The sequence below is a fragment of the Pseudomonas sp. NY15463 genome (assembly GCF_048068415.1).
In the GTDB taxonomy this organism is placed as follows: Bacteria; Pseudomonadota; Gammaproteobacteria; order Pseudomonadales; family Pseudomonadaceae; genus Aquipseudomonas; species Aquipseudomonas mosselii_C.
The window spans coordinates 191,055-217,919 of the sequence record NZ_JBLUQD010000002.1 but is presented as its reverse complement, the minus strand read 5'-3'; the positions used below and the strand labels follow the sequence as shown (position 1 = coordinate 217,919).

Annotated in this window: 28 protein-coding genes and 3 tRNA genes; 23 read left to right on the top strand and 8 right to left on the bottom strand. The window is 61.2% G+C overall.

Annotated features, from left to right (window positions below; all coding sequences use genetic code 11):
• Positions 1-9: 9 nt before the first annotated feature.
• From ACNFIC_RS05180 to ACNFIC_RS05165, 4 genes are all read right to left on the bottom strand, one after another.
• A complete protein-coding gene (locus ACNFIC_RS05180) occupies positions 10-1,302 on the bottom strand; it encodes a virulence factor family protein (RefSeq protein ID WP_416780203.1) in 1,293 nt (430 codons plus the stop codon).
• The gene (gene mprF / locus ACNFIC_RS05175) at positions 1,302-3,944 is read right to left on the bottom strand and encodes a bifunctional lysylphosphatidylglycerol flippase/synthetase MprF (protein ID WP_138218465.1); all 2,643 of its coding nucleotides are present in this window, start codon (positions 3,942-3,944) and stop codon (positions 1,302-1,304) included. Before mprF ends, ACNFIC_RS05180 begins: the two co-directional genes overlap by 1 nt.
• Positions 3,945-4,182: 238 nt before the next feature.
• A tRNA-Met gene (locus ACNFIC_RS05170) sits at positions 4,183-4,259 on the bottom strand.
• A gap of 133 nt (positions 4,260-4,392) precedes the next feature.
• Positions 4,393-4,469, bottom strand: a tRNA-Met gene (locus ACNFIC_RS05165).
• Between the two features lie 209 nt (positions 4,470-4,678).
• Here ACNFIC_RS05165 and dinB point away from each other — a divergent pair.
• Positions 4,679-5,737 (top strand): DNA polymerase IV, encoded by a 1,059-nt coding sequence (gene dinB, locus ACNFIC_RS05160; RefSeq protein ID WP_171030925.1) that lies wholly within the window; start codon positions 4,679-4,681, stop codon positions 5,735-5,737.
• Positions 5,738-5,784: 47 nt separating this feature from the next.
• Here the strand turns inward: dinB and ACNFIC_RS05155 are convergent, their stop codons facing one another.
• From ACNFIC_RS05155 to ACNFIC_RS05145, 3 genes are all read right to left on the bottom strand, one after another.
• On the bottom strand, positions 5,785-6,738 hold the full coding sequence (locus tag ACNFIC_RS05155; protein ID WP_138218463.1) for a hypothetical protein: 954 nt from the start codon (positions 6,736-6,738) through the stop codon (positions 5,785-5,787).
• Positions 6,739-6,759: 21 nt separating this feature from the next.
• Positions 6,760-8,475 (bottom strand): proline--tRNA ligase, encoded by a 1,716-nt coding sequence (locus ACNFIC_RS05150; protein ID WP_138218462.1) that lies wholly within the window; start codon positions 8,473-8,475, stop codon positions 6,760-6,762.
• A 157-nt stretch (positions 8,476-8,632) separates the two neighbouring features.
• The gene (locus tag ACNFIC_RS05145) at positions 8,633-9,910 is read right to left on the bottom strand and encodes an OprD family porin (protein ID WP_138218461.1); all 1,278 of its coding nucleotides are present in this window, start codon (positions 9,908-9,910) and stop codon (positions 8,633-8,635) included.
• Between the two features lie 390 nt (positions 9,911-10,300).
• Between ACNFIC_RS05145 and ACNFIC_RS05140 the strand changes: the two genes are divergently transcribed.
• The 3 genes from ACNFIC_RS05140 (at position 10,301) to ACNFIC_RS05130 (ending at position 11,306) form a co-directional block, all read left to right on the top strand.
• Entirely contained in the window at positions 10,301-10,462 is a 162-nt protein-coding gene (locus ACNFIC_RS05140) for a hypothetical protein (protein WP_171030916.1), read from the top strand.
• A gap of 214 nt (positions 10,463-10,676) precedes the next feature.
• Complete coding sequence (locus ACNFIC_RS05135; RefSeq protein WP_138218460.1) at positions 10,677-11,096, top strand: HIT family protein; 420 nt, start codon at positions 10,677-10,679, stop codon at positions 11,094-11,096.
• Between the two features lie 3 nt (positions 11,097-11,099).
• The gene (locus ACNFIC_RS05130; protein WP_138218459.1) at positions 11,100-11,306 is read left to right on the top strand and encodes a SlyX family protein; all 207 of its coding nucleotides are present in this window, start codon (positions 11,100-11,102) and stop codon (positions 11,304-11,306) included.
• An 18-nt stretch (positions 11,307-11,324) separates the two neighbouring features.
• Here ACNFIC_RS05130 and ACNFIC_RS05125 read toward each other — a convergent pair whose 3' ends face one another.
• A complete protein-coding gene (locus ACNFIC_RS05125) occupies positions 11,325-11,918 on the bottom strand; it encodes a cold shock domain-containing protein (protein ID WP_138218458.1) in 594 nt (197 codons plus the stop codon).
• A gap of 289 nt (positions 11,919-12,207) precedes the next feature.
• Here ACNFIC_RS05125 and ACNFIC_RS05120 point away from each other — a divergent pair, with 289 nt between their 5' ends.
• The 19 genes from ACNFIC_RS05120 to ACNFIC_RS05030 all read left to right on the top strand — a co-directional run bounded on the left by ACNFIC_RS05120 (position 12,208) and on the right by ACNFIC_RS05030 (position 26,798).
• Positions 12,208-12,681 carry a Dps family protein gene (locus ACNFIC_RS05120; RefSeq protein ID WP_138218457.1) on the top strand — a complete coding sequence of 158 codons (474 nt, stop codon included), beginning with the start codon at positions 12,208-12,210 and terminating at the stop codon, positions 12,679-12,681.
• A gap of 186 nt (positions 12,682-12,867) precedes the next feature.
• On the top strand, positions 12,868-13,197 hold the full coding sequence (locus ACNFIC_RS05115) for a ribbon-helix-helix domain-containing protein (RefSeq protein WP_138219110.1): 330 nt from the start codon (positions 12,868-12,870) through the stop codon (positions 13,195-13,197).
• Between the two features lie 93 nt (positions 13,198-13,290).
• Positions 13,291-13,512, top strand: a complete 222-nt coding sequence (locus ACNFIC_RS05110; protein ID WP_138218456.1) for an FmdB family zinc ribbon protein — start codon at positions 13,291-13,293, stop codon at positions 13,510-13,512.
• 93 nt (positions 13,513-13,605) lie between these two features.
• Positions 13,606-15,381, top strand: coding sequence for an aspartate--tRNA ligase (gene aspS, locus ACNFIC_RS05105; protein ID WP_138218455.1), 1,776 nt, complete (start codon positions 13,606-13,608; stop codon positions 15,379-15,381).
• 108 nt (positions 15,382-15,489) lie between these two features.
• Complete coding sequence (locus ACNFIC_RS05100) at positions 15,490-16,242, top strand: YebC/PmpR family DNA-binding transcriptional regulator (RefSeq protein ID WP_138218454.1); 753 nt, start codon at positions 15,490-15,492, stop codon at positions 16,240-16,242.
• Positions 16,243-16,386: 144 nt separating this feature from the next.
• Complete coding sequence (gene ruvC / locus ACNFIC_RS05095; protein ID WP_138218453.1) at positions 16,387-16,911, top strand: crossover junction endodeoxyribonuclease RuvC; 525 nt, start codon at positions 16,387-16,389, stop codon at positions 16,909-16,911.
• A gap of 108 nt (positions 16,912-17,019) precedes the next feature.
• Complete coding sequence (gene ruvA, locus ACNFIC_RS05090; RefSeq protein WP_138218452.1) at positions 17,020-17,637, top strand: Holliday junction branch migration protein RuvA; 618 nt, start codon at positions 17,020-17,022, stop codon at positions 17,635-17,637.
• Positions 17,634-18,680, top strand: a complete 1,047-nt coding sequence (ruvB, locus tag ACNFIC_RS05085) for a Holliday junction branch migration DNA helicase RuvB (RefSeq protein ID WP_416780198.1) — start codon at positions 17,634-17,636, stop codon at positions 18,678-18,680. Before ruvA ends, ruvB begins: the two co-directional genes overlap by 4 nt.
• A gap of 125 nt (positions 18,681-18,805) precedes the next feature.
• Positions 18,806-19,258: a tol-pal system-associated acyl-CoA thioesterase gene (gene ybgC / locus ACNFIC_RS05080; RefSeq protein WP_138218450.1), complete on the top strand. Its 453-nt coding sequence runs from the start codon at positions 18,806-18,808 to the stop codon at positions 19,256-19,258.
• Positions 19,259-19,260: 2 nt separating this feature from the next.
• Positions 19,261-19,956, top strand: a complete 696-nt coding sequence (gene tolQ / locus ACNFIC_RS05075; protein WP_011535156.1) for a protein TolQ — start codon at positions 19,261-19,263, stop codon at positions 19,954-19,956.
• Between the two features lie 14 nt (positions 19,957-19,970).
• Positions 19,971-20,423 carry a protein TolR gene (gene tolR / locus ACNFIC_RS05070; protein ID WP_039603824.1) on the top strand — a complete coding sequence of 151 codons (453 nt, stop codon included), beginning with the start codon at positions 19,971-19,973 and terminating at the stop codon, positions 20,421-20,423.
• Positions 20,423-21,499, top strand: coding sequence for a cell envelope integrity protein TolA (gene tolA, locus ACNFIC_RS05065; protein WP_138218449.1), 1,077 nt, complete (start codon positions 20,423-20,425; stop codon positions 21,497-21,499). The genes tolR and tolA overlap by 1 nt, the downstream gene beginning before the upstream one ends.
• A 47-nt stretch (positions 21,500-21,546) precedes the next feature.
• A complete protein-coding gene (gene tolB, locus ACNFIC_RS05060) occupies positions 21,547-22,797 on the top strand; it encodes a Tol-Pal system beta propeller repeat protein TolB (protein WP_240791739.1) in 1,251 nt (416 codons plus the stop codon).
• Positions 22,798-22,850: 53 nt separating this feature from the next.
• On the top strand, positions 22,851-23,348 hold the full coding sequence (gene pal / locus ACNFIC_RS05055) for a peptidoglycan-associated lipoprotein Pal (protein ID WP_023381906.1): 498 nt from the start codon (positions 22,851-22,853) through the stop codon (positions 23,346-23,348).
• Positions 23,349-23,354: 6 nt separating this feature from the next.
• Positions 23,355-24,164 carry a tol-pal system protein YbgF gene (ybgF, locus tag ACNFIC_RS05050; RefSeq protein ID WP_416780195.1) on the top strand — a complete coding sequence of 270 codons (810 nt, stop codon included), beginning with the start codon at positions 23,355-23,357 and terminating at the stop codon, positions 24,162-24,164.
• A gap of 160 nt (positions 24,165-24,324) precedes the next feature.
• Positions 24,325-24,972, top strand: coding sequence for a 7-carboxy-7-deazaguanine synthase QueE (queE, locus tag ACNFIC_RS05045; RefSeq protein WP_138218446.1), 648 nt, complete (start codon positions 24,325-24,327; stop codon positions 24,970-24,972).
• Positions 24,973-24,984: 12 nt separating this feature from the next.
• On the top strand, positions 24,985-25,659 hold the full coding sequence (queC, locus tag ACNFIC_RS05040) for a 7-cyano-7-deazaguanine synthase QueC (protein ID WP_416780192.1): 675 nt from the start codon (positions 24,985-24,987) through the stop codon (positions 25,657-25,659).
• A 60-nt stretch (positions 25,660-25,719) separates the two neighbouring features.
• A tRNA-Lys gene (locus ACNFIC_RS05035) sits at positions 25,720-25,795 on the top strand.
• Between the two features lie 538 nt (positions 25,796-26,333).
• On the top strand, positions 26,334-26,798 hold the full coding sequence (locus tag ACNFIC_RS05030) for a hypothetical protein (RefSeq protein ID WP_138218444.1): 465 nt from the start codon (positions 26,334-26,336) through the stop codon (positions 26,796-26,798).
• The last annotated feature ends 67 nt before the right edge of the window (positions 26,799-26,865 follow it).

Genomic DNA, 26,865 nt, shown 5'->3' with positions numbered 1-26,865 from the left:
CTTCTCAGGTTACTTCTCGGCGACGCTGGATTTGTCTTGGCGCGTCTCGATCTCATCGATCAGGCGCTTGGCCAGCGCTGGATAGTTCTCGTCGAAGTGGTGGCCGCCTGGCAGCTTCAGGCGCTCGCCCACTGCCGTCTTGTCAGTGCAGCCGCTTTCATCGGTTTCTTCCACGCCATAGATGCACACCACCTTCGCCGCCGGCAGCTTGGCCATTTCTGGGCCAGTAGGGGCTTCTTGGCCTTCCTTGCCCAGCCAGCCTTCGACCTGGATCTCGAAACTACCGCTGCGCGCGAAGGCCAGCAGCATGACCGCGTCGATACGTTTCTGGTCTTCTTCGGGCAGGCGGTTGTAGATCGCCGGAAGCACGTCGGCGCCGAACGAGTAACCGGTCAGTACGAAGCGTTTGGTGCCCCATTTCTGGCGGTAATGCTGCATCAGTTCGGACAGGTCGGCGGCGCTTTGCTCGGGGGTCTTATGCTGCCAGTAGTAGCGCAGGGTGTCGATGCCCACCACCGGGTAGCCCAGCTTGGCCATTTCACCGGCCACGTCGCGGTCCAGGTCGCGCCAGCCGCCATCCCCGGAAAGGAACAGGGTGACGGTATCGGTGGTCTGCCCGGCCGGCACCTCGACCACCGGAATGGCCAGGGCATTGCCGTTCTGGCCGACCAAGGCCTGGGTCAACTGAGCCTTGAGTACCTGAGGCAGATGGATGTCGTAGTCGGCGATGCTGGTTTCGGCATTGGCTTGGTCACGCACGAAGGCTGCGCTGGCGTCGTCCGGGTTGTCGTTCCAGGCCACGTTCCAGTGGCCGTGCGCCGCCGACTTGGGCAGGGCGAGTTGGCAGCCGGGCTGTTCGAGGTTGAAGTCCACCGAGATGGCGCGGGCTTTGTCGTCACTCTGGCTGGCCAGCCAGCGCCAAGCTTGTGCAGCACCTGGGCCGATACCGGCAACCAGGGTCGGTTTGTCGGCCAGTTGCGCGACGGCCTGGTCCATCGTCGCCTGCTGCTGGGTGCAATCGGTGGCAGGCAAGATCACCTGCACCAGTTGGGCTTCTCCGGCCTGGCTCAGGTCGAGCAGTTGCTTGTCGCTCAGCGCCTGCTCCTGAGGCACGCCGATGGCCACCCAGGCCTTGGCGCGTACGCCAGGGGTGGCACGGGTCAGGTCGCTGCCATTGCCCAGTGTCAGGTGTTCCAGGCGTGCTTCGGGAGCTGGGCGGGTCCACAGCCAGAAGGCCGTGCCGCCGGCCAGCGCGGCCAGCAGCAGGGGAATCAGTACGTACAGCCAATAGCGTCGGATCATCAGCGTTTCACCAATCCAGTCAGGCCACCCGCGATCAGGGCAGCAGTATCGGCCAGTGCCACCAGCGGGTCGAGCCCGGCCGGTACGGCCATGTAGCGAGGTTCCCAGTCCGGCTGGAACTTGTCCTTGAAGCGCCGCAGGCCCTGGAAGTTGTAAAGCTGTTCACCGCGCTGGAACACCATCGAGCCCAAGCGCTGGGTCAAAGGCGCCCCTCGGCGCGGTTGCAGCCCGGAAAGGGGGACCATTCCGAGGCTGAAGCGGCCATAGTCGTGGCTCTTGTAGTGAAGAATCAGGCCCACCATCATGAATTCCATGGTCAGCTTCGGCGCCTCGGGGTGGGCGCGCATTAGGTCCAGGCTGGCCAACTCGTTGCTGTGGGTCTCCAGCAGGTTGGCAAAGGCCACCGGCCGGCCCTGGAAGCGGATCAGGGCGATACGGAAGTGCTGCAGGTACTCGGGGCTGAAGCGACCGAGGGAGAAACCTTTCTCGCGCACGTTCTTGCCGGTCAGCCAAGCGTCGGAAATCTCCTTGAGTTCGGCCAGTGGGGCGTGGCCGGGTTCGTGGATTTCCAGGCTCAGACCGTCGCGACCACCCCGGTTCCAGGTGTAGCGCAGGTCCTTCATCTCCTTGCCTTTGGCCTCTATATCGAAGCGACGCAAGTCGACACGCGCTTCTTCACCGAGCTTGATCGCGGTCAGGCCGATGTCCATGTAGAACGGCAGGTTCTCCGCGCGCACCTGATAGAACACCGGGCGAGCATGGTGCAGGTCGCACAGGTCGCGGAACTGCCAGATCATCTCGGCGCGCTCCTGTGCCGGGCCGATCGGGTCATACAGTGCCACCAGGCTACGGCCGCGCCGGGCATACATGAGGAATGCGTTATCGTTGGGGTGGAACAGCAGCGCCTTGTCGCCGGTCAAGGCCAGGCCACCGTCGGGTTGGTCGGAGGCTAGCAGGATACGGTTGGCCCGTTGCAGCTCGTCGTCTGTGGGGAGGTGAATCACGGGGCGGGCGGTGCGCAGCAGCCAGGTCAGGGCGACGATCACCAGCAGCACGGCGCTGCCCAGTGCGGCGCGCAGGCCGCGGGGGGCGTCGGCATCAAGGGTGAATTGCCACCAGAGTTTGTGGGTGTAGGGCACGTCCTGGTAGGCGAACAGCAAAAGCCAGACCGATGCCCCGACCACACAGGCACTGGCGACCAGGTAGACCGGTGAGAACGGCAACTCCAGCAGGCGACTGGGGCGGTAGAACGAGCGGCGGAACAACGCCAGCAGGGCGGCTGTGAAGCACATCAGGGTCGCTTCTTCCCAGTCGAACCCCTTGAGCAGCGACAGCACAGCACCCACCAGCAGCAATACGGTGGTCAGCAGCCAGGCGGCTGATAGGCGTCGCCGCAGTCCTTGGGCCAGCAAAAGGCAGAGCACGCCAATCAGGCTGGCGCCAAAGTGCGAGGCATCGATCAACCGATGCGGTATCAGAAAGCCCATATGTTCCAGGCGGCTGTCGATCTCGGGTGTGGCGCCGGAGAACAGCAGTACTACACCGGACAGGAAGACCAGGATCGCCAATACCGGTGCAGCCAGCCCTGAGGCGGCGCGCAGGGCTTGTTGGGCGAATAGCAGGCGACGAGCCTCGTTGGCCAGCAGCAGGACGCAGGCCAGCAGCAGCGGTAGCACTACGTAGATCAGTCGGTACAGCAGCAGGGCTGCGGCCAAGGGGGCTGCGCCTAGCTGATTGGCGAACGCCGCCAGCAGGATCGCCTCGAATACACCGACCCCGCCGGGCACATGGCTCAACACGCCAGCGGCCAGTGCCAGCAGGTAGACCAGCACGAAGGCGCCGAACGGTGGAGCCTCGGGCAGCAGCATGTAGAGCACCGTGGCGGCAGCCGCCACGTCCAGTGCGGTGATCAGCAGTTGCAGTGCGGCCAGGCGCCCGCCAGGCAGGCGTAGGGTGCGCCGACCGAACTGCACCAGCAGACTGTCCTTGAGCGGTTGTTCCGGAAGGCGGCGACGGTGCAGGCCAATCACCAGGGCTACGCTCGCCACCAGCACCGCGACGGCGATACCACCGAGCAGGGGCGCCGGTAAGCGCAACGCAGTGGCGGCCGAGGGCAGATCGCTGAGGGTGGCCAGTGCTGCCAAGGGCGGGAGCGCGCAGCCCAGGGACAGGCTGGCGAACACGGTCATGCGTGCGACTTCGGCAGCCCCCAGCCCTTGGCGGGCGTACAGGCGATAGCGCACCGAGCCACCCGAGAGCATCGACAGGCCAATGGCATTGCCGATGGCGAAGGCGCTGAAGCCGCCCAATAGCAAGGTCCGCGTGGGCAGTTGCACCGCAGCGTAGCGGGTGGCTGACCATTCATAGCCGAGCAGGATCACGAACCCGACGACGCTGGCCAACAGCGCGCCAAGCAAGGACTTGGCCGGCACACTGAGCATGGCGTCGTGCAGGGCATAGATGTCCAGTTCGCTCAACAGGTGGCGACAGGCGATCAGACCCATGGCAAACAGCAGCAAGGTCACGGCCAAGCCCAGCGGTTGACGGTACTTGCTCAGGCGCTCCAGCCAGGGCAGGTGCTGGGCAGCCGTAGGCAATGCCGCTGTGAGCGGGGTCTGGGTTTCGGGAGTAGGGGCAGTCATGGTGTGCCTCGAGCGATCAGCGCGAGGAAGAGGCAAGGTACGGCCAAGTGAAAATCCCTTTGGAAAAACGTGTCCAGATATTACTCCGGGGCGCGTAGTTAATCTGTTTCAGGATAGTTAAACATAGTTCATTCAGCCATCGAGCCAAGGTATGGCACAGAGAAGGGAAGCGTTTTGCCGAAGCTGAATGCAACAAACCCCGCCATCTTTCGATAAGCGGGGTTCGTTCTGACGAATATGGTTGCGGGAGCCGGATTTGAACCGACGACCTTCGGGTTATGAGCCCGACGAGCTACCAGGCTGCTCCATCCCGCGTCAGTGGTGCGCATTCTACGGATTCCGAGCTGGGTGTCAAGCGTTAATGCTTGATTTCCCATAAGAATTTTTCAGCGACTATTTCTTGGCAATAAAAAAGGCCACTGTCGAAACAGTGGCCTTTTCTTTAATCTGGTTGCGGGAGCCGGATTTGAACCGACGACCTTCGGGTTATGAGCCCGACGAGCTACCAGGCTGCTCCATCCCGCGCCTGTGGAACCGAATTCTACGGATTTGCGTGCCTGTGTCAAGCATTCAGTCAAAAAAACCTTTTTTGTTCAATCTCTTAGCGCTTTCAAACGGTACGCGGCTCAGTGCTGGCGGGGCTTACAGGCCGATTCTCGTGGATGGACTGTCGTGCCCACGGGGCATGGGGTAGTATCTGTATGAATTTACAGTAGTGGCTGTCGTCCATGTCTCTGCGCAAGATCATCCACATTGATTGTGACTGTTTTTACGCCGCCATCGAGATGCGTGACGACCCGCGCCTGGTTGGCCGTCCGATGGCCGTGGGTGGGCAGCCGGGTCAGCGTGGGGTTATCGCCACCTGCAATTATGAGGCGCGCGCCTACGGTGTGCGTTCGGCGATGGCTTCGGGGCATGCGCTGAAACTGTGCCCTGACCTTGAGATCGTCAAGCCGCGTTTCGATGCTTATAAAGAGGCCTCGCGCGAGATCCACGCGATTTTTCGCGATTACACCGAACTGATCGAGCCGTTGTCGTTGGACGAGGCGTACCTGGACGTCTCAGACAGCACCTGGTTTGCCGGCAGTGCCACGCGGATCGCCGAAGATATTCGCCGGCGGGTCGCACGTCAGTTGCACATTACCGTGTCGGCCGGAGTAGCGCCGAACAAATTCCTGGCCAAGATCGCCAGTGACTGGCGCAAGCCCAATGGCCTGTTCGTGATTACCCCTGATCAGGTCGAAGCGTTCGTGGCCGCTTTGCCTGTCGCGCGCCTGCACGGGGTAGGCAAGGTGACGGCGGAGAAGCTCTCTCGGCTGGGGATCGATACATGCTTGTCACTGCGCGATTGGTCGCGCTTGGCGCTGGTGCGCGAGTTCGGCAGTTTCGGCGAGCGGTTGTGGGGGCTGGCGCGTGGGATCGATGAGCGTGCGGTGCACAACGACAGCCGGCGTCAGTCAGTGAGCGTGGAGAATACCTATGATCAGGACCTGCCGGATCTGTCCAGTTGTCTGGAGAAGCTGCCGGATCTGCTAGCCAGTCTGAACGAGCGGATTGCACGAATGGACAGCAGCTACCGCCCGGAGAAACCGTTCGTGAAGGTGAAGTTCCATGATTTCAGCCAGACCACGTTGGAACAGTCTGGCGCTGGGCGTGACCTGGAAAGTTACCGGCAGTTGCTTGGCCAGGCATTTGCCCGTGGTAACAAGCCTGTGCGGCTGTTGGGCGTTGGGGTGAGATTGCGCGACTTGCGCGGTGCGCATGAGCAGTTGGAACTGTTCGAGGGGATCTAGCGGTGATGGCCGGCAAACCCGCTCCGAGAGGAGCGGGGCTGCACGGTTTACTGCGCGCCAGGGTCGGCGACCAGCCGGCCGGTCGCCCTGGTCAGGCTTTTTACGAACTCCTGTTGCAGTTCCGGGTCGTTCCGGGTCAGCTCGATCAAGCTTTGTTCCAGCTCGCTGGCTTCTTCTTCAAGACCCAGCTCCGACAAGCGCTTGACCCGATGAACCCACTGGCTGACATCGTCGTCTTCGAGGTCGTCGAAGATCAGTTCGTGAGCTTCGAGCAGCTTGCCGCGCAGGCTGCCGCTGACCAACAGGCTGGCATCGCCACGCACCCCGTTGTCCTCGTCGGCGACGTGCAGGTGCAGTGTGCCGACATGGTTGAGGTTCTGCTCGGAGAATGGGCTATCGAGCAGGTTCAGGCGCAGCACGCCGTTCTTGTCGGTGGTCAGCTCGTGGGTCATCTTGCCGGCTTTGACTTCGACCAGTCGCTCATTCCAGGGCAGGCTGATGAACTCTTCGCGCTTGCCTTTCTCGACCTCGCTGATACCCGCCAGGTTCTGTTGTGCGCGTCCGTTGGACTGTACGTTCATGAACGGATTGATCCCGGCTACGCCGTAGCTGAGCCAGTCGTGGGTGACGCTGTCGGGCAGATTGCCCAAGGCGAATACGTTGACCACGTTGGCGCCGATGCCGGCGACCACCGCCACTGCGCCCAGCGGAATCTCGTAGATTTCGCGCCAAGGTTGGTAGGGGGTGTAACGGTCATAGTGGCGGGTCACTTCGAACTCGGTGACTTCGAAGCGCTTCTGCTCGTGGATACGCACGCGTCGTTGCGGCAGCTCCATCACCTTCGGCTCGCCGACGTCGATCTGCAGGGTGTGTTCGAGCAGCTTGCGCTCGACGCGCTCCTCATGGTCACTGCGCTGGGACATCTGGTTGGCGCAGCCGCTCAGGAGCAGGGCGCCGCACAAGGCGGCCCCCCCGAGAGTGTGGGTACTTCGCTTTGACATGATCACTCGCGTAACGGGTTATCAGCGGCGGACACGGGCCTGTAGGAAGGTCAGCACGTCGTTGACCGGCAGTGCCTGGGCCTCGGACTCCGTGCGGTGCTTGTACTCGAGGTTGCCTTCGGCAAGGCCGCGGTCGCTGACGACGATGCGGTGCGGGATACCGATCAGTTCCATGTCGGCGAACTTGATGCCAGGGCTGGTCTTCTTGTCGCGATCATCCAGCAGCACCTCGAAGCCTGCGGCGGTCAGCTCGGCGTAGAGCTTGTCGGTGGCTTCGCGGACCACGTCGGTTTCGTAACGCAGTGGCACCAGGGCGATCTGGAAGGGGGCCAGGGCGTCGTTCCAGATGATGCCTTTGTCGTCGTGGTTCTGCTCGATGGCGGCGGCGACCACGCGGGATACGCCGATACCGTAGCAGCCCATCGACAGCACCACCGGCTTGCCGTTTTCGCCCAGGACCTGGCACTTGAGCGCCTCGCTGTACTTGGTGCCGAGCTGGAAGATATGCCCCACCTCGATGCCGCGCTTGATCACCAGGGTGCCCTGGCCGTCCGGGCTTGGGTCGCCTGCGACCACGTTGCGCAGGTCGGCGACCTGTGGCACTGGCAAGTCGCGTTCCCAGTTCACGCCGAAGTAGTGTTTGTCGTCGATGTTGGCGCCGACGCCGAAGTCGCTCATCAGGGCAACCGAGCGGTCGATGATGCATTCGAGCGGCAGGTTCAGCGGGCCCAGGGAGCCAGCACCGGCGCCAATCGCGTCACGCAGTTCGGCGTCGGTGGCCATGACCAGTGGGTCGGCGACCTGCTCGAGCTTGGCAGCCTTGATCTCGTTCAGTTCGTGATCGCCACGCACCACCAGTGCGATCAGCTTGCCTTCTTCGGCGCCGCGCACGATCAGGGTCTTCACGGTTTTTTCGATCGGCAGGCCGAAGTTTTCCACCAGTTGCGCGATAGTCTTGGCGTTTGGCGTGTCGACCAGACGCAGTTCCTCGGTCGGTGCCGGGCGTACGGTTTCCCGTGGGACCGCTTCGGCTTTTTCGATATTGGCCGCGTAGTCGGAGGTGTCGCTGAAGATCACGTCGTCCTCGCCGGAGGAGGCCAGCACGTGGAATTCATGGGAGTAGCTGCCACCGATGGAGCCGGTGTCTGCCTGCACTGGGCGGAAGTCCAGGCCCAGGCGGGTGAATACATTGGTGTATGCCTGGTGCATGCGGTCGTAGGTTTCCTGCAGGGAAGCCTGGTCGGCATGGAAGGAGTAGGCATCCTTCATGATGAACTCGCGGCCGCGCATCAGGCCGAAGCGCGGACGGATCTCGTCACGGAACTTGGTCTGGATCTGGTACATGTTCAGCGGCAGCTGCTTGTAGCTCGACAGCTCGTTGCGGGCGAGGTCGGTGATGACTTCTTCGTGGGTCGGGCCTACGCAGAAGTCGCGGTCATGCCGGTCCTTCAGGCGCAGCAGTTCTGGGCCGTACTGTTCCCAGCGACCGGATTCCTGCCACAGCTCGGCGGGCTGGATGCTCGGCATCAGCACTTCGAGTGCGCCAGCGGCGTTCATTTCCTCGCGTACCACGTTCTCGACCTTGCGCATGACCCGCAGGCCCATCGGCAGCCAGGTGTACAGGCCGGAGGCCAGCTTGCGGATCATGCCGGCGCGCAGCATGAGCTGGTGGCTGATGACCACTGCATCGGCCGGGGTTTCTTTCTGGGTGGCGAGCAAATATTGACTGGTGCGCATGGTGAGCCGTGTCGATTGCCTGAATGTGAGATGACCCCGCATTGTACGGGGGTGAAACGAAAGCGTACAGAATGCAGCAGATATGCTGTTGTGTCAGCCAAGAAAAAGCCCGGCATCAGCCGGGCTTTCTCAGGTGCGAAGCGCTGAAGCCAGGGGCTTACAGGATGCTCAGCGGGTACTCGACGATCAGGCGCAGTTCGTCCAGCGAGTTGGAGTAGACCGCGTCGGAGGAGCGATAGGTGGCCTGACGGACACGGAAGCTCAGGTCCTTGGCAGGGCCTTCCTGAAGGACGTACTTGATGTCGACGTCGCGTTCCCATTCCTTGCCGTTGTTGGTGCCGGCCACGTTGGCATCGGTACCGCGCACGTAGCGGGTCATGAAGGTCAGGCCCGGTACGCCGAACTCGGCGAAGTTCAGGTCGTAACGCAGCTGCCAGGATTTCTCGTCTTCGGCGTTGAAGTCGGAACGAGCGACCGAGTTCGACAGGAAGATGGAGCCGCCACCGTCGACGCCATACTGATAGTCGCCGTCGCCGGTGATTTTCTGGTAGGCCACGGTGAAGGTGTGCGCGCCAATGTTGTAGGCGCCGGACAGGCTGTACGCACGGTTGTCGAGCTTGTCGCCGTCGAAGGCGCGTGCTTCGCTACCCTCGCTCTTGGTGTCGTAGACGTTGAAGTCGAACACCAGGCCTTGTTTGTCCGAGATCGGCAGCGCCCAGTTGACGTTGGCGTAATATTTGCGCCAGTAGTCTTCTACTTTCGAGTAGTAGAGGCTGGTGCTCAGGCCGTCGGTGATGGCGTAGGTGCCGCCGACGACGTTGGCCGACTTCAGGTGCAGGGAGTCGTGGTTGGTTTCAGCTTGGGCGTCGAGGCCGGTGAAGCGGCCTGCGTGCAGGGTCAGACCCTTGATTTCGTTGCTGGTGATCAATGCGCCCTGAGCGGTCTCAGGCAGCAGACGGCTGTCGTCGGTGGCGAAGACCGGCAGCGAGGTGAACTGGTCGCCGACTTTCAGGACCGTGTTCGATACGCGGAATTTGACGGCGGCGCCGCCTTTGGAGTACTCGTCCTGCGAGCGGTTGTCGCTGCCGGTAGGGAACAAGCCGGTGCCCGAGTAGCCGCGGCCACTGTCGAGTTTCAGGCCGAGCATGCCGATGGCATCGACACCGACACCGATGGTGCCTTGAGTGAAGCCCGACTCGAAGGTGCCGATGAAGCCTTGGCCCCATTCGCGCTGGTCGTGACGCAGGCCGGCAGCCTGGTTGGCAGCCGACTCGGTGTTGCGGTAGTCACGGCTGAAGTACAGGTTACGCATTTTAACGTTCAACTTGCTGTCTTCGAGGAAGCCCTGGGCTTCATCTTGCGAAGACGCGACAGCAAACTGCGAGGTCCCTGCCGAAACGGCCAGGGCGATCATGCTCCACTTCATCACGCGCATCGTGATTTGCTCCTTTGGTTTTAGGAAGAGTACCGCTGCGCCCAAGTGTTTTAGTTATCAGGGCCAGCTCTTTCTTGTTATGTCGGCGAAAATGTATATCACGCTGACTATTCTTGGCGATACGGATAAATACAACCTTTCGGTAACTTTATGGTCGTGTCGCTTACGGTTAATTCCATGTCGCAAACCACACCCGGTTTAGTGGGTGTACAACGCCAGCGCTGCCCATGACTCATCATTAGTGTGTAAACACAAAGTAGGGTCTGTAGGGCTCCCTGGTGACTCCGATGCTGCTGTTGTTGTTTGTCGCGCTCACCTGTTCTTTGCAGGTGTCGTGCCGACTTGGTGTCGAATGAATGCAACAAGCGTGCTCAAATTCACGAACGTTTGATGAAATTTTCACAAACGCTGCTGGCATTGGCGGGAATCCCAGTAAATACGGGCTTTGCAGTGTCTGATGGTGTGCCAGGAGTGCGCGACTGTGCCGGGATCGGAGCAGCCTTGAAAGTCAAGGTGTTACCGCGATTTGTTGATCCTGACTGTTTTGTGTGAGGTCTTTGGGGTGGTGCGGTTACGGGTCGCCTCATTGTGGTGCGAAAAGTAGCGCGGTGTTACCGCAATGGGGCGCCGGGTGCTCAGGCATGACCCAGTCGGGTGCAAGTGTGTGCTTTTGCAGGGGTGTGCCGTGTGGTGCCAGGCGAAGCAAGGTATCCTTCGCGTCCTGTTCCCGCCGTACGGGCGGGCATTGGTTTTCAGGAGGTTTGCCGTGTTCACCCTCGATTCACGCTTGCAGCAAGATACTCTGGTGCTGGGCGATCTGCCGCTGTGCCGCCTGCTGCTGAGCAAGGACGCCAACTATCCATGGTTCATTCTCGTGCCGCGCCGCGCCGGCGTCAGCGAGCTTTTCGATCTCGATGAAGCCGATCAGCGCCAATTGTGGGAAGAGACCAGTGCGCTGGCCGAAGTGCTCAAGCATCCGTTTGCGGCCGACAAGATGAACGTTGCCACGCTGGGTAATGTGGTCAGCCAGTTGCACATGCACGTGATTGTCCGTCGGCATGGCGACGCTGCTTGGCCCGCGCCGGTGTGGGGCAAGGTGCCGGCAATTGCCTACACCCCGGAGCAGGTCGAGGCCATTGGCCAACAGGTGCGTGCGCTGCTGGGCGCAAGTTTCAAGGAGGTCTGAGGTATGTCGCTGGAGTTGCGTATCGTCGAACTGGAAACCCGTCAGGCGTTCCAGGACGACACTATTCAGGCGCTCAATGATGTGGTGGTCGAGCAGAATCGGGTGATCGAGCGTTTGCAGTTGCAGATGGCCGAGCTGATCAAGCGCTACGAGGAGATGTCCGGCCAGTACGGTAGCGCCGCAGAGGAGGCTCCACCGCCTCATTATTGAGGGCGGTGGAGCGTGCGGTCAGCGGCGCGAGACCGCGACCACGTCTTCGGCTTGTAGGCCTTTGTCGCGGTGCATCACGGAAAACTCCACGCGCTGGCCCTCGACCAGAACGCGGTGGCCTTCGCCACGGATCGCGCGAAAGTGCACGAAGATATCGTCGCCGGAGTCCCTGGAGATGAAGCCGAAGCCCTTTGAGGTGTTGAACCACTTCACCGTGCCGGTATCGCGTTTGCCACCTTCGGGCGCGGTGCCTTGGCTGGTGCGTGGCTTGCGTGCGCTGCGGGCAAGGCCTGCGGCGATGTGCAGGGCAGTGGCGAGCGCTGCGCAGGCGAGCGCGGGCAGGTTGCCCAGCTCTGGGCGAGCCAGCAGGGTGATGGTCTGCAGGATCACTGCGGCGACCAGCAGGATGCTGGCAGCGCGTTGGAGTTGCTGGCGCATACCCTTGTAGTACAGCGGCAGGGCAGGGGCGAGCAGTAGGTTCAGCAGTCCGAGCAGGGTCAGGTAGACCGCTTCGGGTTGTTGCAGCAAGGGTGTCGCGTCGGTTCTGAGGCTGGGTATGAGCGAGAGCAGCAGCGCCGCCACGCCCGTCACCAGATGGACGATCTTGAACATATTGGTTTGGCTCGCATTGATAAGGCCGATCACAGGATGAGCTGGCTGCACGGTGCGCGGAAACGGTAGGCGCGAAAACGTGACAAGCCAGCCTATGCACCCAGCATTGACAATCTGACAATCCGCACGGGTGGCACGCTGCCTATTTAACCGCAAAGACGGGGGCTTCTCAAACCATTGGCGGTGGCAGTGGTGTGCGCCTTATGGTGTGGCATGCAGGGCGGGGAAACTCTTGATACAGTCACCTGCACCCGCTTGAGTGTTCAGGCGTTATGGAAAGGGGAGTTTTATGGCAATCGATATTGGTATCAGTGAAGAAGATCGCAAGTCTATCGTCGACGGACTGTCACGCCTTTTGTCCGACACCTATGTGCTGTATCTGAAAACCCACAACTTCCACTGGAACGTTACCGGGCCTTCGTTCCGTACGCTGCACCTGATGTTCGAAGAGCAGTACACCGAGCTGGCCCTGGCTGTCGACGCCATCGCCGAGCGCATCCGTGCCTTGGGCTTCCCGGCGCCGGGTGCCTACGCGTTCTATGCTCGACACTCTTCTATTAAGGAAGAGGAGGGGGTGCCAGTTGCCGACGAGATGATCCGTCAGTTGGTTCAAGGGCAGGAGGCGGTGGTGCGCACCGCGCGTAGCATTTTCCCGGTGGTGGACAAAGTCAGCGACGAGCCGACAGCTGACCTGCTCACCCAGCGTATGCAGGTTCACGAGAAAACTGCGTGGATGTTGCGGGTATTGCTCGACGGGAAATAGATACCGCTTGAATTGCGCGCAGTGCCCTTGGAATCGGGCCCGGCACCTTGGCAGGTGCCGGGCCCGATTGTTTGCGGGGAAGGCTTTGCCACTGGGAACCGCTCGTAGGGCGGCGCTTCATGGGGTTCTGGGTCTGTTCTTGGGATGGATGGACGGAGCGTGACATGGAGCGATTCGATGGGCGAGATGATACGAGGGGTATGTGGCGTCAACCGGAAGGTGCGGCGCTCGAACAGGCCAGGGTTGGATCCGTTCAGGGTGGATTTCGACATGGCCCAGGCGGGGCCAGTGTCGCGTTCGGTGCGTTTGAACGGTTTTGCCACCTGTTTGCGCCTGGAGGTCGTGTATTGGCGCATCCTTGAACGTATCGCCAGGGCCAACGAGTGTTCGGTCAGTGCGGTGCTGTCCTACGTTGATCGCGAGGTGCAACTGCGGCATGGTGGTGTGCGCAACTTCAGCGGGCTGGTGCGGGTCATCTGCGTGGCCTGGTTGCAGGATGCGCCAGATGCGGACTGAGTGCCGGGCGGGCTGCGCTGCGTCGGTTATCCATATATAATCGCGCTTTTTGCTGCCACGGGCAGCGTGCTATGCGGTTGACGAGAGACACCCATGCCCCTTTACGACTATCAATGTACCTCTTGCGATCACCGGCTCGAGGCGTTGCAAAAAATCAGCGCCGCGCCGCTGACCGATTGCCCGGCATGCCAGGCGCCGGCATTGAAGAAACTCCTGTCGGTCCCCGGCTTTCGCCTGAGCGGCAACGGCTGGTACGAGACCGACTTCAAAACCGGGGCAAAGAAAAATCTCGCAGGCGGCGACAAGGCCGACTGAGTTGAATTGCACCGACCAGGTCTTGCAGTATTAGCCCCTTGGGCAAGCCAGACCTCCACCGAACACACGAATCACGAGAAGCGAACCACCATCATGATGCGCAGCCACTATTGCGGCCAACTGAACGAGAGCCTGGACGGCCAGGAAGTCACCCTTTGCGGCTGGGTCCATCGTCGCCGGGACCACGGCGGGGTGATCTTCCTCGACATCCGTGATCGCGAAGGCATGGCCCAGGTCGTGTTCGACCCGGATCGCGCCGAAACCTTCGCCGCTGCTGACCGCGTGCGTAGCGAATACGTCGTGCAGATCACCGGTAAAGTGCGCAAGCGCCCGGATGGTGCGGTGAACGCCAACATGGCTTCCGGTGCCATCGAGATCCTCGGCTACCAGCTGACCGTGCTCAACGAAGCTGAAACCCCGCCGTTCCCGCTGAACGAATACTCCGACGTGGGCGAAGAAACCCGCCTGCGCTACCGATTCATCGACCTGCGTCGCCCTGAAATGGCCGACAAGCTGCGCCTGCGTTCGCGCATCACCAGCAGCATTCGCCGTTTCCTCGATGAAAATGGCTTCCTGGACGTTGAAACCCCGATCCTGACCCGTGCAACCCCTGAAGGCGCACGCGACTACCTGGTGCCAAGCCGCACCCATGCCGGCAGCTTCTTCGCCCTGCCGCAGTCGCCGCAGCTGTTCAAGCAGTTGCTGATGGTTGCCGGTTTCGACCGCTACTACCAGATCGCCAAGTGCTTCCGCGACGAAGACCTGCGTGCTGACCGCCAGCCAGAATTCACCCAGATCGACATCGAAACCAGCTTCCTGGACGAAGCCGAGATCATGGGTCTGACTGAAGGCATGATCCGCAAGCTGTTCAAGGAAGTCCTGGACCTGGAGTTCGGTGATTTCCCGCACATGACCTACGCAGAGGCCATGCGCCGCTACGGCTCCGACAAGCCAGACCTGCGTATCCCGCTGGAGCTGGTAGATGTCGCCGACCAGCTCAAGGATGTCGAATTCAAGGTCTTCGCCGGCCCGGCCAATGATCCGAAATGCCGTGTCACCGCCCTGCGTCTTCCAGGCGGCGCCAGCATGCCGCGTAGCAAGATCGACGAGTACACCAAGTTCGTCGGCATCTACGGTGCCAAGGGCCTGGCCTACATCAAGGTCAACGAGCGCGCCAAGGGTGTCGAAGGTCTGCAGTCGCCGATCGTCAAGAACATCCCCGAGGCCAACCTCAACAATATCCTCGACCGCGTCGGTGCGGTTGACGGTGATATCGTGTTCTTCGGTGCCGACAAGGCCAAGATCGTCAGCGAAGCCCTGGGCGCGCTGCGTATCCGCCTGGGCCACGATTTCGAACTGCTGACCTGCCAGTGGGCGCCAATGTGGGTCGTCGACTTCCCGATGTTCGAAGAGAACGAAGACGGCAGCTTCAGCGCGCTGCATCACCCGTTCACCGCGCCCAAGTGCACCCCTGAGGAACTTGAGGCCAATCCGGCCGGCGCCCTTTCCCGTGCCTACGACATGGTCCTCAACGGCACCGAGTTGGGTGGCGGTTCGATCCGTATCCACCGCAAGGAAATGCAGCAGGCGGTCTTCCGCCTGCTGGGTATCGACGCCGACGAGCAGCAGGAGAAGTTCGGCTTCCTGCTCGATGCCCTGAAGTTCGGTGCACCGCCCCATGGCGGCCTGGCCTTCGGTCTGGACCGTCTGGTCATGCTGATGACCGGCGCCCAGTCGATCCGTGAAGTCATTGCCTTCCCGAAAACCCAGAGTGCCGCCGATGTGATGACCCAGGCCCCAGGCCAGGTCGACGCTAAGGCCCTGCGCGAGCTGCACATCCGTCTGCGTGAGCAGACCAAGGTCGAGTGATCGACCGGGGTATCCCGGTGGCGGGGTGCCCCCGCGCAACTGCGCAGGTTTTTCACGTTCCGCCCTTCGGGGCGGAACCTGTTTCTGTTTCAAGGATTTGGAGTCGTTATGGCTGGTCATTCCAAGTGGGCGAACATCAAGCACCGCAAAGAGCGCCAGGATGCCAAGAGAGGCAAGATCTTTACCAAGTGGATTCGCGAGCTGACCGTCGCTGCCAAGCAGGGTGGCCCGGACGCTGCCTCTAACCCGCGTCTGCGCCTGGCGCTGGACAAGGCCTTGGGCGCCAACATGAGCCGCGACATCATCGATCGCGCTGTGGCCCGAGGTGCCGGCACCAACGAAAGCGATAACGTCGAGGAACTCAGCTACGAGGGTTACGGCCCGGGGGGCGTGGCGATCATGGTCGAGGCCATGACTGACAACCGCAACCGTACGGCGGCGGCCGTGCGCCACGCGTTCACCAAGTGCGGTGGCAACCTGGGGACCGACGGTTCGGTGGCCTACTTGTTCGAGCGCAAGGGGCAGATCAGCTTTGCCGCTGAGCTGAACGTGAACGAAGACGCGCTGATGGAAGCCGCCATGGAGGCCGATGCCGACGACGTCGTGGCCCATGACGATGGTTCGTTCGATGTATTCACCTCGTTCAACAGCTTCTACGCCGTGCGAAACGCCCTCGAAGAGGCCGGTTTCAAAGCGTCTGACGCTGAGATCGTGATGCAGCCGACCACCAGTGCCGAGTTGGATCAGGAAGGTGCGGAGAAGGTGCTCAAGCTGATCGACATGCTCGAGGACCTGGATGACGTGCAGAACGTCTACTCCAATGCACAGATCTCCGACGAGATCATGGAAGCGTTGGGCTGATGCTCAGGCTGGCGTGTGCCGGCCTGTTCGCGGGCAAGCCCGTTCCCACAGGGCTCGCATCATATTAAGAAACGGCGCGATGTGGGTGGGCGCGGGCTCGCCTGCGCAGGGTGCCTTGGCTGCTGCAACGATAAGACAGGTGTTATGACGCTGATTCTTGGTATCGACCCCGGTTCGCGCATCACCGGTTTCGGTGTGGTTCGCCAGACCGCGCGGGGCTGCGAGTACGTGGCCTCTGGCTGTATTCGCACTGGCGGGGGGGAGCTGCACGAGCGCCTGCAGATCGTGTTTCGTGGTGTCAGTGAAATCATTCGCCAGCACGGGCCGGTTACCATGGGTATCGAGCGGGTATTCATGGCGCGTAACGCCGATTCGGCGCTCAAGCTTGGTCAGGCCCGTGGTGCGGCCATCGTTGCCGCCGCCGAGGCCGGCCTCGAGATCGCCGAGTACACCGCCAGTCAGGTCAAGCAAGCTGTGGCCGGCACGGGTGGGGCCAATAAGGAACAGGTGATGATGATGGTCATGCACCTGCTCAAACTGACGCAAAAGCCGCAGATCGATGCCTCCGACGCCCTGGCGATCGCCCTGTGTCACGCGCACACCCGCTCCAGTCTCATTCCTCACGGTTTGAGTACGGCGCGGCGGCGTGGTGGGCGCTTGCGTCTGTAGCAGCTTCATGCGCTGATACACATTTTGTCCGGGGGAACCATTCACCCGGCGCATTTGCTGATAGGGTGGACCGGTTTTCGACCGGCGCCCCATAGGAAGGATCGGAACGTGATTGGACGTTTGCGCGGCACCCTGGCGGAAAAACAGCCGCCGCACCTGATTATCGACGTGGGCGGCTTGGGCTATGAGCTTGAGGTGCCGATGACCACGCTGTATCGACTGCCCAAGGTCGGTGAGGCCGTCACCCTGCACACGCACCTGGTCGTGCGCGAGGACGCCCATCTGCTCTACGGCTTCGCCGAAAAGCGCGAGCGCGAACTGTTCCGTGAGCTGATCCGGCTCAATGGCGTGGGGCCTAAGTTGGCGCTGGCGCTGATGTCTGGTCTTGAGGTCGATGAGCTGGTGCGTTGCGTGCAGGCTCAGGACGCTTCGGCCCTGGTGCGCGTGCCCGGTGTCGGCAAGAAGACTGCTGAACGCCTGTTGGTCGAACTCAAGGACCGTTTCAAGGCCTGGGAAACCTCGCCTGCTATGTTCACCTTGGTTTCCGACGGTCCGCTGCCGGTCGCCAGCGAGTCCACGGCCGAAGCCGATGCGGTCAGCGCGTTGGTGTCCCTGGGCTACAAGCCGCAGGAGGCGAGCAAGGCCATTTCGGCAATCAAGGACAAGGCCGGCATGAGCAGTGAAGAGCTGATCCGTCGTAGCCTCAAAGGGATGATTACCAAGTGATCGAGACCGACCGCCTGATCGCCGCCAGCGGGCGCGACCGCGAAGAGGTCCAGGACCGCGCGATCCGTCCGCTGAGCCTGGACGAGTACATCGGCCAGCCGGTGGTGCGCGAGCAGATGTCGCTGTTCATCCAGGCGGCGCGCGGGCGCAGCGAGTCCCTCGACCACACCTTGATATTCGGGCCGCCAGGCCTTGGCAAGACCACCCTGGCCAACATCATCGCGCACGAGATGGGCGTGTCGGTCAAGAGCACCTCCGGGCCGATCCTTGAGCGTCCCGGCGATCTTGCCGCGATGCTGACCAACCTCGAACCCCATGATGTGCTGTTCATCGACGAAATTCACAGGCTTTCGCCGGTGGTCGAAGAAGTGTTGTATCCGGCCATGGAAGATTTCCAGCTCGACATCATGATCGGTGAAGGCCCGGCAGCCCGGTCGATCAAGCTCGACCTGCCGCCATTTACCCTAGTGGGCGCAACGACCCGTGCCGGCATGCTGACCAATCCGTTGCGCGACCGTTTCGGTATCGTCCAGCGCCTTGAGTTCTATAGCGACCGGGACCTGGCGACCATCGTAAGTCGTTCGGCGAACATCCTCGGGCTGCCAATGGACGACAAGGGCGCTTTCGAGATCGCGCGCCGCGCGCGGGGCACGCCGCGGATCGCCAATCGCCTGCTGCGGCGGGTGCGTGACTACGCCGAGGTACGTGGCAAGGGCAAGATCACCAAGGCGGTGGCGGACATGGCGCTGAACCTGCTGGATGTCGATGAACGTGGCTTCGACCACTCCGACCGTCGTCTGCTGCTGACCATGATCGAGAAATTCGACGGCGGACCGGTGGGGCTCGACAACCTGGCGGCAGCGATCGGCGAGGAGCGTCATACGATCGAGGATGTGCTCGAACCCTACCTGATCCAGCAGGGCTACATCATGCGCACCCCGCGAGGCCGTGTGGTTACCCGCCACGCCTACCTGCACTTTGGCCTGAACATTCCCGGCCGTTTCTGCGAAGGTGGGGAATATTCGTCAGCGGACGATGAATGACAGATCGAATCGGCTTTTTCGTGGTCCTACCCCGGGCATGCCGACCAGGCAATGGCAATACGACATTGTCACTGCAAAAACAGTTGCTGGGGCGGATTGGCAAGTTCAGGAGTAAGCACTAGAGTATGCGCGCGCAAAATGGGCTGGAACCGTTCGCACACCGCTGTCGCGTCTATTACGAGGATACCGACGCGGGTGGGGTGGTGTACTACGTCAACTACCTCAAGTTCATGGAGCGTGCGCGTACCGAGCGCCTGCGTCACCTGGGGTTCTCCCAGTTGGAGCTGGCAGGTGACAATCTTCTGTTCGTGGTCCATTCCAGCGAAGCGCGTTACCACGCGCCGGCGCGGCTGGACGACGAGCTGCGGGTCACCGCCCAGGTAATCGAGTTGAACCGCGCCAGCCTGCGCTTTGTGCAGCAGGTGTGGCGTACAAAGGATGAAACGCTGCTCTGCGAAGGGCAGTTTCTGGTGGCCGCCGTGCGTGCCGACACTTTCAAACCCCGGGCCATTCCCCCAGCGCTGCGCGACGCTTTCCTGGCGGACGGCACGGGTACTCAATCCAACGCAGGAGAATAAGCGTGGAAGCAAACGTCGTCGACCATACCTCCATGTGGAGCCTGGTCGCCAATGCCAGTGTCGTGGTACAGCTGGTAATGCTGACTCTGGTGGCCGCCTCGGTTACATCGTGGATCATGATCTTCCAGCGCAGCACCATGCTGCGTGCCGGTCGTCGTGCGCTGGACGCTTTCGAAGAGCGCTTCTGGTCGGGTATCGACCTGTCCAAGTTGTACCGCCAGGCTGGCAGTAACCCGGACCCGGATTCGGGCGTCGAGCAGGTGTTCCGCGCCGGCTTCAAGGAGTTTTCGCGCCTGCGCCAGCAGCCGGGTGTCGATCCTGACGCGGTGATGGAAGGCGTCGGTCGTGCCATGCGCGTGGCCATCTCGCGCGAGGAAGAGAAGCTCGAACAGAGCCTGCCGTTCCTGGCCACCGTCGGTTCTACCAGCCCGTATATCGGCCTGTTCGGGACCGTGTGGGGCATCATGAACTCCTTCCGTGGCCTGGCCAGTGCCCAGCAGGCGACCCTTGCCACCGTGGCACCTGGCATCGCCGAGGCCCTGGTGGCCACCGCGATCGGCCTGTTCGCCGCGATTCCTGCGGTCATTGCCTACAACCGCTTCGCGGCGCGCAGTGAAGTGCTGATCGGCCGCTACTACACCTTCGCCGACGAGTTCCAGGCGATCCTGCACCGCAAAGTACACACCAGCGAAGAGTGATCAGGTAGAAACCCATGGCCCGAGTTCGCCACAAACGCAAGCCGGTCGCCGAGATGAACGTGGTGCCTTACATCGACGTGATGCTGGTACTGCTGGTCATCTTCATGGTGACCGCCCCCATGCTCAATCAGGGCGTGAAGGTGGACCTGCCCAAGGTTTCCAGCGAAGCCCTGCCGCAGGATAACAACGTGCAGATCCTGACCATCTCGATCAAGGCCGACAAGACTTACTACTGGAACCTCGGTAGCGAAGTCGACACCGACAAGCAGATGGACAAAGCCATGACCTTGCCGGAAATGACGGGGGCGGTGACCAAGATCATCGCCGCCGGTCGCGACCAGGGCAAACAGACCCAGGTCTTCATTCGTGGCGACAAGGCGGTCGACTACGGTGCGGTCATGGGCGCCATGGGCGGGTTGCAGAAGGCCGGTGTCGGTAACGTTGGCCTGATTACTGAGGCGCCCTGATGCAACAGCGAGAGCCATCCGCCTCGGAAAGCTACTTCTGGCCCAGTGTCTGGGCCATTGGCCTGCACGTGCTGGTCTTCGGCCTGCTGTTCGTCAGTTTCGCCATGACCCCGGAACTGCCACCGTCCAAGCCTATCGTTCAGGCTACGCTTTATCAGCTCAAGTCCAAGAGCCAGGCGACCACCCAGACCAATCAGAAGATTGCCGGGGAAGCGAAGAAAACCGCCTCGCGCCAGACCGAGGTTGAACAGCTGGAGCAGAAGAAGGTCGAGCAGGAGGCCGTGAAGGCCGCGGAACAAAAGAAAGCTGACGCGGCTCAAAAGGCTGAAGAAGCTCGCGAGGCCGCCGAGGCGAAGAAAGCTGAAGAAGCGGCCAAGGCCGCCGAGCAGAAAAAAGCTGCTGAGGCCAAGAAAGCCGAAGAGGCGAAGAAGGCGGCTGAAAAACAGCAGGCCGACATCGCCAAGAAGAAGGCCGAGGAAGAGGCCAAGAAGCAGGCTGAGGAAGAAGCCAAGAAACAAGCTGCGGAAGAGGCGAAGAAGAAAGCCGCCGAAGACGCGAAGAAAAAAGCAGCCGAGGACGCCAAGAAGAAAGCGGCGGCCGAGGATGCGAAGAAAAAGGCAGCTGAAGAGGCCAAGAAGAAGGCCGCTGCAGACGCCCAGAAGAAAAAGGCACAGGAAGCGGCCCGTAAGGCGGCGGAAGACAAGAAAGCCCAGGCCCTGGCCGAGCTGTTGTCCGACACCACCGAGCGGCAGCAGGCGCTGGCCGACGAGCAGGGTGACCAGGTGGCCGGCGACTTCGACGACCTGATCCGCATGCGCGCGGCTGAAGGTTGGGCGCGTCCGCCATCTGCGCGCAAGGGCATGACGGTAGTTCTGCAGATCAACATGTTGCCGGACGGTACGATCACCAACGTGAGCGTGGCCAAATCCAGCGGTGACGGTCCGTTCGACAGCTCGGCCGTGGCCGCGGTGAAGAACATTGGTCGGTTGACCGAGATGCAGGGCTTGAAGCCGAACGAATTCAATCCGTATCGTTCATTCAAGATGACATTTACACCTGAGGATCTAGCGTTGTGATTAAACGTCTGAGAGGACTCCTGGTCTTGCTCTGCTGCGTGGCAGGCATGGCCATGGCGGAAGAAAAGAACATCCTGGTCACCAGCGGCAGCGACCGGGCCACGCCCATCGCGGTAGTGCCGTTCGCTGTGCAGGGTGGCAGCGTGCTGCCGGAAGACATGGCCGACATCATCGGCAATGACCTGCGCAATTCCGGTTACTACGCGCCGATCCCCCGGCAGAACATGATCAGCCTGCCGAGCCAGGCCAGCGAAGTGATCTTCCGTGACTGGAAAGCCCTGGGCGCCCAGTACGTGATGGTCGGTAGCATCGTGCCGGCTGGCGGTCGCCTGCAGGTGAGCTACGCGCTGTTCAACGTCGCCACCGAGCAGCAAGTGCTGACCGGTAGCGTGGCCGGTGGCGTCGACCAATTGCGCGACATGTCCCACTACATCGCCGACCAGTCGTTCGAGAAGCTCACCGGTATCAAGGGTGCGTTCTCCACGCGCATGCTGTACGTGACCGCTGAGCGTTTCTCGGCCACCAACACCCGCTACACCCTGCAGCGTTCGGACTACGACGGCGCCCGCGCGGTGACCCTGCTGCAATCGCGCGAGCCGATCCTCTCGCCGCGTTTCGCACCGGATGGCAAGCGCATCGCCTATGTGTCGTTCGAACAGAAGCGTCCGCGCATCTTCGTACAGCACATCGATACCGGTCGCCGCGAGCAGATCACCAACTTCGAAGGCCTGAACGGCGCGCCAGCCTGGTCGCCAGACGGTTCTCGCCTGGCGTTCGTGCTGTCGAAGGACGGCAACCCGGACATCTACGTGATGAACGTTGCCTCGCGCCAGATCAGCCGTGTCACCGCCGGCCCCGGTATCAATACCGAGCCGTTCTGGGGCAAGGATGGCAACACGCTCTACTTCACTTCCGACCGTGGTGGCAAACCGCAGATCTATAAACAGTCGGTCAGTGGTGGCGGCGCCGAGCGCGTAACTTTCGTGGGCAACTACAACGCCAACCCGAAACTGTCGGCAGATGAAAAGACCCTGGTGATGATCCATCGCCAACAAGGGTTCACCAACTTCAAGGTGGCTGCTCAGGATTTGCAACGCGGAAGTGTAAAGATTCTCTCCGAGACCAGTCTTGATGAGTCTCCCACTGTTGCGCCAAACGGCACCATGCTAATCTACGCCACCCGCCAGCAGGGCCGGGGAGTCTTGATGCTCGTGTCGCTTAACGGCCGTGTGAGGCTCCCACTTCCTACCGCTCAAGGCGAAGTCAGAGAACCGTCCTGGTCCCCTTACCTGAACTGATTGCGGCGTAACATTTTTGCTTAACACACTGGGGTTTCATTAGGAGTTTCACGATGGAAATGCTGAAGTTTGGTAAATTCGCTGCGCTGGCTCTGGCCATGGCCGTAGCTGTAGGTTGCTCCTCGAAAGGCGGTGACAACGCTGGTGAAGGCGCTGTTGACCCGAACGCTGGCTACGGTGCCAACACTGGCGCTGTCGACGGCTCCCTGAGCGAAGAAGCCGCCCTGCGCGCAATCACCACCTTCTACTTCGAATACGACAGCTCGGATCTGAAGCCAGAAGCCATGCGCGCCCTGGACGTTCACGCCAAGGACCTGAAAGCCAACGGCAACCGTGTTGTCCTGGAAGGCAACACCGACGAGCGCGGCACCCGCGAGTACAACATGGCTCTGGGTGAGCGTCGTGCCAAGGCTGTTCAACGCTACCTGGTTCTGCAGGGCGTTTCCCCTGCTCAGCTGGAACTGGTTTCCTACGGCGAAGAGCGCCCAGTTGCTACCGGCAACGACGAGCAGTCCTGGGCTCAGAACCGTCGCGTAGAACTGCGTAAGTAAGTTCTCATGCGTATGTGCCGTCGTGCTGTAACCGTCCTCGCACTCAGCCTGCCGCTTTCAGCGTGGGCTGCGGTTCCCGTAGTAGATGACAACGCCGGTGGTTATCCACCAGCGGGTTATGGCACGAGCGGCGCCTCTGCCGGAGTAGGGGCTTCGGCCCCTGCTTCTGCAAACGGCCAGCTGTTCATGCAGCTGCAACAGATGCAGGACCAGATTTCCCGCCAGCAAGGCATCATCGAAGAGCTGCAGAACGATGTGTCGCGCATGAAGCAGGAAAACCTCGAGCGCTATCAGGACCTGGATCGCCGTATCGGCACCGGGGCACCTGCACCAGCAGCGCCTGAAAATTCTTCCACCGGTGGCGCGAACAACGCAGCCACGGGTGCCGCTGCCGGCGCCAACGCCGCGCAGCCACCGGCCGCCAATAGCGAGCCGGGCGATCCGGCGAAAGAAAAGTTGTATTACGACGCCGCTTTCGACCTGATCAGGCAAAAAGACTTCGACAAAGCCAGCCAGGCGTTCAATGCCTTCCTGCGCAAGTACCCCAACAGCCAGTATGCCGGCAATGCCCAGTACTGGCTTGGCGAGGTGAACTTGGCCAAGGGCGACCTGCAAGGCGCCGGCCAGGCTTTCGCCAAGGTCAGCCAGTTGTACCCGCAGCACAGCAAGGTGCCGGATTCGCTGTACAAGCTGGCCGACGTCGAGCGTCGCCTTGGCCACACCGACAAGGTCAAGGGCATCTTGCAGCAAGTCGTTACCCAGTATCCCGGCACTTCCGCCGCGCAACTGGCCCAGCGCGACCTGCAAAAGCTCTGAACTGCACCTTCATGAAGAAACCCGCACTTGTCGCGGGTTTTTTCGTTAGAATCTCTGCCCTTTTTTCGTAAACACGCTGCTGCGGATAACGCCATGTCGAGTCCGCGACAGTGCCTGACGGAGGCGGACAGCCTGTTTAGCTGTCACGCCCGTGGCGACCATGCAAGACACATTACGCATCACCGAAGTCTTTTACTCGTTGCAGGGTGAAACACGAACGGCTGGGCTGCCCACGGTATTCGTGCGCCTGACCGGTTGCCCTCTGCGCTGTCAGTACTGCGACAGTGCCTACGCCTTCACCGGTGGCACCCTGCGCACCCTCGATTCGATCCTGGAGCAGGTGGCTGGTTTCAAGCCGCGCTATGTCTGCGTGACTGGCGGCGAACCCTTGGCACAGCCCAACGCCTTGCCGCTGCTCAAGCGCCTGTGCGATGCCGGTTACGAAGTATCGCTGGAAACCAGCGGTGCACTGGATATCGCCGGCACCGATACGCGGGTCAGTCGCGTGGTGGATCTCAAGACCCCAGGCTCGCAAGAGTCGCACCGCAACCGCTACGAAAATATCGAGCTGCTGACGCGCAACGACCAGGTCAAGTTCGTCATTTGTTCGCGCGAAGACTATGACTGGGCGGTTTCCAAGCTGATCCAGTACAACCTGTCCGAGCGCGCTGGCGAGGTGTTGTTCTCGCCCAGCCACCATCAGGTGAGCGCATCCGACCTGGCCGACTGGATCGTTGCCGACAATCTGCCTGTGCGGTTCCAGTTGCAGTTGCACAAGCTGCTGTGGAACGACGAACCTGGACGCTGATGAGGAAAACACATGACTGACAAACGTGCGGTAATTCTGCTGTCTGGTGGACTGGATTCGGCCACCGTAGTGGCCATGGCCAAGGCCGAGGGCTACACCTGCTACACCATGAGTTTCGACTACGGCCAGCGCCACCGCGCCGAGCTTGACGCCGCAGCCCGTGTGGCCCGGGATCTGGGTGTGGTGGAGCATAAGGTGATCGGCCTGAACCTCGACGGTATCGGTGGTTCGGCGCTGACCGACACCAGCATCGATGTGCCGGAAACCCCGGGTGAAGGTATCCCGGTCACTTATGTGCCGGCGCGCAACACCGTGTTCCTGTCCCTGGCCCTGGGTTGGGCCGAGGTGCTCGAGGCCCGCGATATCTTCATCGGCGTGAACGCGGTCGACTATTCCGGCTACCCGGACTGCCGTCCCGAGTTCGTCGAGGCCTTCGAGCGCATGGCCAACCTGGCCACCAAGGCGGGTGTGGAGGGGGAGGGCTTCCGTATCCAGGCGCCGCTGCAAAACCTGAGCAAGGCGCAGATCGTGCAGGCCGGTGTGGCCCGTGGCGTGGACTACAGCCTGACGGTCTCGTGCTACCAGGCCGACGATGACGGCCGCGCCTGCGGCAAGTGCGACAGCTGCCGCCTGCGCGCCGAAGGCTTCAAGGCGGCCGGGGTCGCGGATCCCACCCGCTACGCCTGAAAAAATTCTGATGGGGTGTTGATTTCCTCTGAGAAATCAGTAATATACGCGCCATCCAACGGGTCGTTAGCTCAGTTGGTAGAGCAGTTGGCTTTTAACCAATTGGTCGTAGGTTCGAATCCTACACGACCCACCATTTTCACAGCGGTTCGTGATGTACTAGGAAGGAGGCTTTTAGCCAGTTTCTAGTCTCGCAGCTGTATGAAGCGAATCTTAAGCTCGCTTCAACGTGATGCTTATATCGAAAAGCCCGCCTTTAATGGTGGGCTTTTTCGTGTCTGGGTCAAAAAAACTCAAAGACTTTATCCCTGCTCTTTTGGCGCGCTCGCCGAATAGATCCAAAATCCCGCACAGCCAAAGACGCCGTACTCGATGCCATGGCCCTCTATCGTGCGTAGGTGAGACCGGCCACTTCACGTAGCCAACAGGGCTGCTGCCCTGTACTCATGGCAAAATGCCATTTAGCGCTAAAGTTTTCACCCCTAGTGCCGCTAACCATCTCAATTGGAAGGATTTATTTAGCTGGGCTTTGCGCAAGTCGAGCTAATCCACGGAAAGTGCCGATGCAAAGTGACCGGAAAGGATATGCAGCTGCGGTATCGCTGCAGGCCGGGCAAGACGGACTTCTGTTCGTCGTGCGACATACGAAAATGTCAACACATGGAAAATATGCAATGCAATTGAAGAAACGGATCTTCGCGGCCCTGGCCGTCACCTCCCTGTTCGCTGCCGGTGCAGCATACGCAGGCCCGCCCGTGCAAATCACCGTCAAGAACCTGGGTACGGCCGATGCCAAGTACTCGGTAATCGGCAATAACGAAGCGCTGACCAACTCTAGCGCAACGCCTAAGCCCAAGGACTCGATCGCGCCGAATCAGGCCTTTACCTTCGTCGTGACCGGTCCCCTGAGCCCGGATTTGACCAACGCTTTTGTGCGCTACGCGATCGGCGGCAAGACCTGTGTGTTCCGTACCGCGTTCGTCAAAACCATCGCGCCGGGTGGCCTGGGCGGCACCATCACCTACATCCCGAAATGGACCAAGGACGCCACTGCCAGCGGCGGTGCCAGCTGTAATGCAACCATCACTTCGGCCAACTTGTCGAACTACTCGTGGAACGTCGAGTTCACCATCAAGTAAGTGGTTGAATAGGTTGCTCCGCCGTTAGGGCGGGGCAACTTGGTCCTAAGTAGACGCAGCGTTTCTG

Excerpts from the sequence above, each read along its gene's own strand:
- ACNFIC_RS05100 (WP_138218454.1), top strand. The coding sequence starts at position 15,490 with ATGGCTGGTCATTCCAAGTGGGCGAACATCAAGCACCGCAAAGAGCGC.
- ACNFIC_RS05130 (WP_138218459.1), top strand. The coding sequence starts at position 11,100 with ATGTCGCTGGAGTTGCGTATCGTCGAACTGGAAACCCGTCAGGCGTTC.
- tolR (WP_039603824.1), top strand. The coding sequence starts at position 19,971 with ATGGCCCGAGTTCGCCACAAACGCAAGCCGGTCGCCGAGATGAACGTG.
- queC (WP_416780192.1), top strand. The coding sequence starts at position 24,985 with ATGACTGACAAACGTGCGGTAATTCTGCTGTCTGGTGGACTGGATTCG.
- ACNFIC_RS05150 (WP_138218462.1), bottom strand. The coding sequence starts at position 8,475 with ATGCGCACCAGTCAATATTTGCTCGCCACCCAGAAAGAAACCCCGGCC.
- ACNFIC_RS05120 (WP_138218457.1), top strand. The coding sequence starts at position 12,208 with ATGGCAATCGATATTGGTATCAGTGAAGAAGATCGCAAGTCTATCGTC.
- ybgF (WP_416780195.1), top strand. The coding sequence starts at position 23,355 with ATGCGTATGTGCCGTCGTGCTGTAACCGTCCTCGCACTCAGCCTGCCG.
- ACNFIC_RS05115 (WP_138219110.1), top strand. The coding sequence starts at position 12,868 with ATGATACGAGGGGTATGTGGCGTCAACCGGAAGGTGCGGCGCTCGAAC.
- ACNFIC_RS05145 (WP_138218461.1), bottom strand. The coding sequence starts at position 9,910 with ATGCGCGTGATGAAGTGGAGCATGATCGCCCTGGCCGTTTCGGCAGGG.
- ACNFIC_RS05030 (WP_138218444.1), top strand. The coding sequence starts at position 26,334 with ATGCAATTGAAGAAACGGATCTTCGCGGCCCTGGCCGTCACCTCCCTG.
- ybgC (WP_138218450.1), top strand. The coding sequence starts at position 18,806 with ATGCGCGCGCAAAATGGGCTGGAACCGTTCGCACACCGCTGTCGCGTC.
- ACNFIC_RS05125 (WP_138218458.1), bottom strand. The coding sequence starts at position 11,918 with ATGTTCAAGATCGTCCATCTGGTGACGGGCGTGGCGGCGCTGCTGCTC.
- ACNFIC_RS05110 (WP_138218456.1), top strand. The coding sequence starts at position 13,291 with ATGCCCCTTTACGACTATCAATGTACCTCTTGCGATCACCGGCTCGAG.
- ruvC (WP_138218453.1), top strand. The coding sequence starts at position 16,387 with ATGACGCTGATTCTTGGTATCGACCCCGGTTCGCGCATCACCGGTTTC.
- mprF (WP_138218465.1), bottom strand. The coding sequence starts at position 3,944 with ATGACTGCCCCTACTCCCGAAACCCAGACCCCGCTCACAGCGGCATTG.
- tolB (WP_240791739.1), top strand. The coding sequence starts at position 21,547 with ATGGCCATGGCGGAAGAAAAGAACATCCTGGTCACCAGCGGCAGCGAC.
- pal (WP_023381906.1), top strand. The coding sequence starts at position 22,851 with ATGGAAATGCTGAAGTTTGGTAAATTCGCTGCGCTGGCTCTGGCCATG.
- ACNFIC_RS05180 (WP_416780203.1), bottom strand. The coding sequence starts at position 1,302 with ATGATCCGACGCTATTGGCTGTACGTACTGATTCCCCTGCTGCTGGCC.
- ACNFIC_RS05155 (WP_138218463.1), bottom strand. The coding sequence starts at position 6,738 with ATGTCAAAGCGAAGTACCCACACTCTCGGGGGGGCCGCCTTGTGCGGC.
- queE (WP_138218446.1), top strand. The coding sequence starts at position 24,325 with ATGCAAGACACATTACGCATCACCGAAGTCTTTTACTCGTTGCAGGGT.
- ACNFIC_RS05140 (WP_171030916.1), top strand. The coding sequence starts at position 10,301 with ATGAAATTTTCACAAACGCTGCTGGCATTGGCGGGAATCCCAGTAAAT.
- aspS (WP_138218455.1), top strand. The coding sequence starts at position 13,606 with ATGATGCGCAGCCACTATTGCGGCCAACTGAACGAGAGCCTGGACGGC.
- tolA (WP_138218449.1), top strand. The coding sequence starts at position 20,423 with ATGCAACAGCGAGAGCCATCCGCCTCGGAAAGCTACTTCTGGCCCAGT.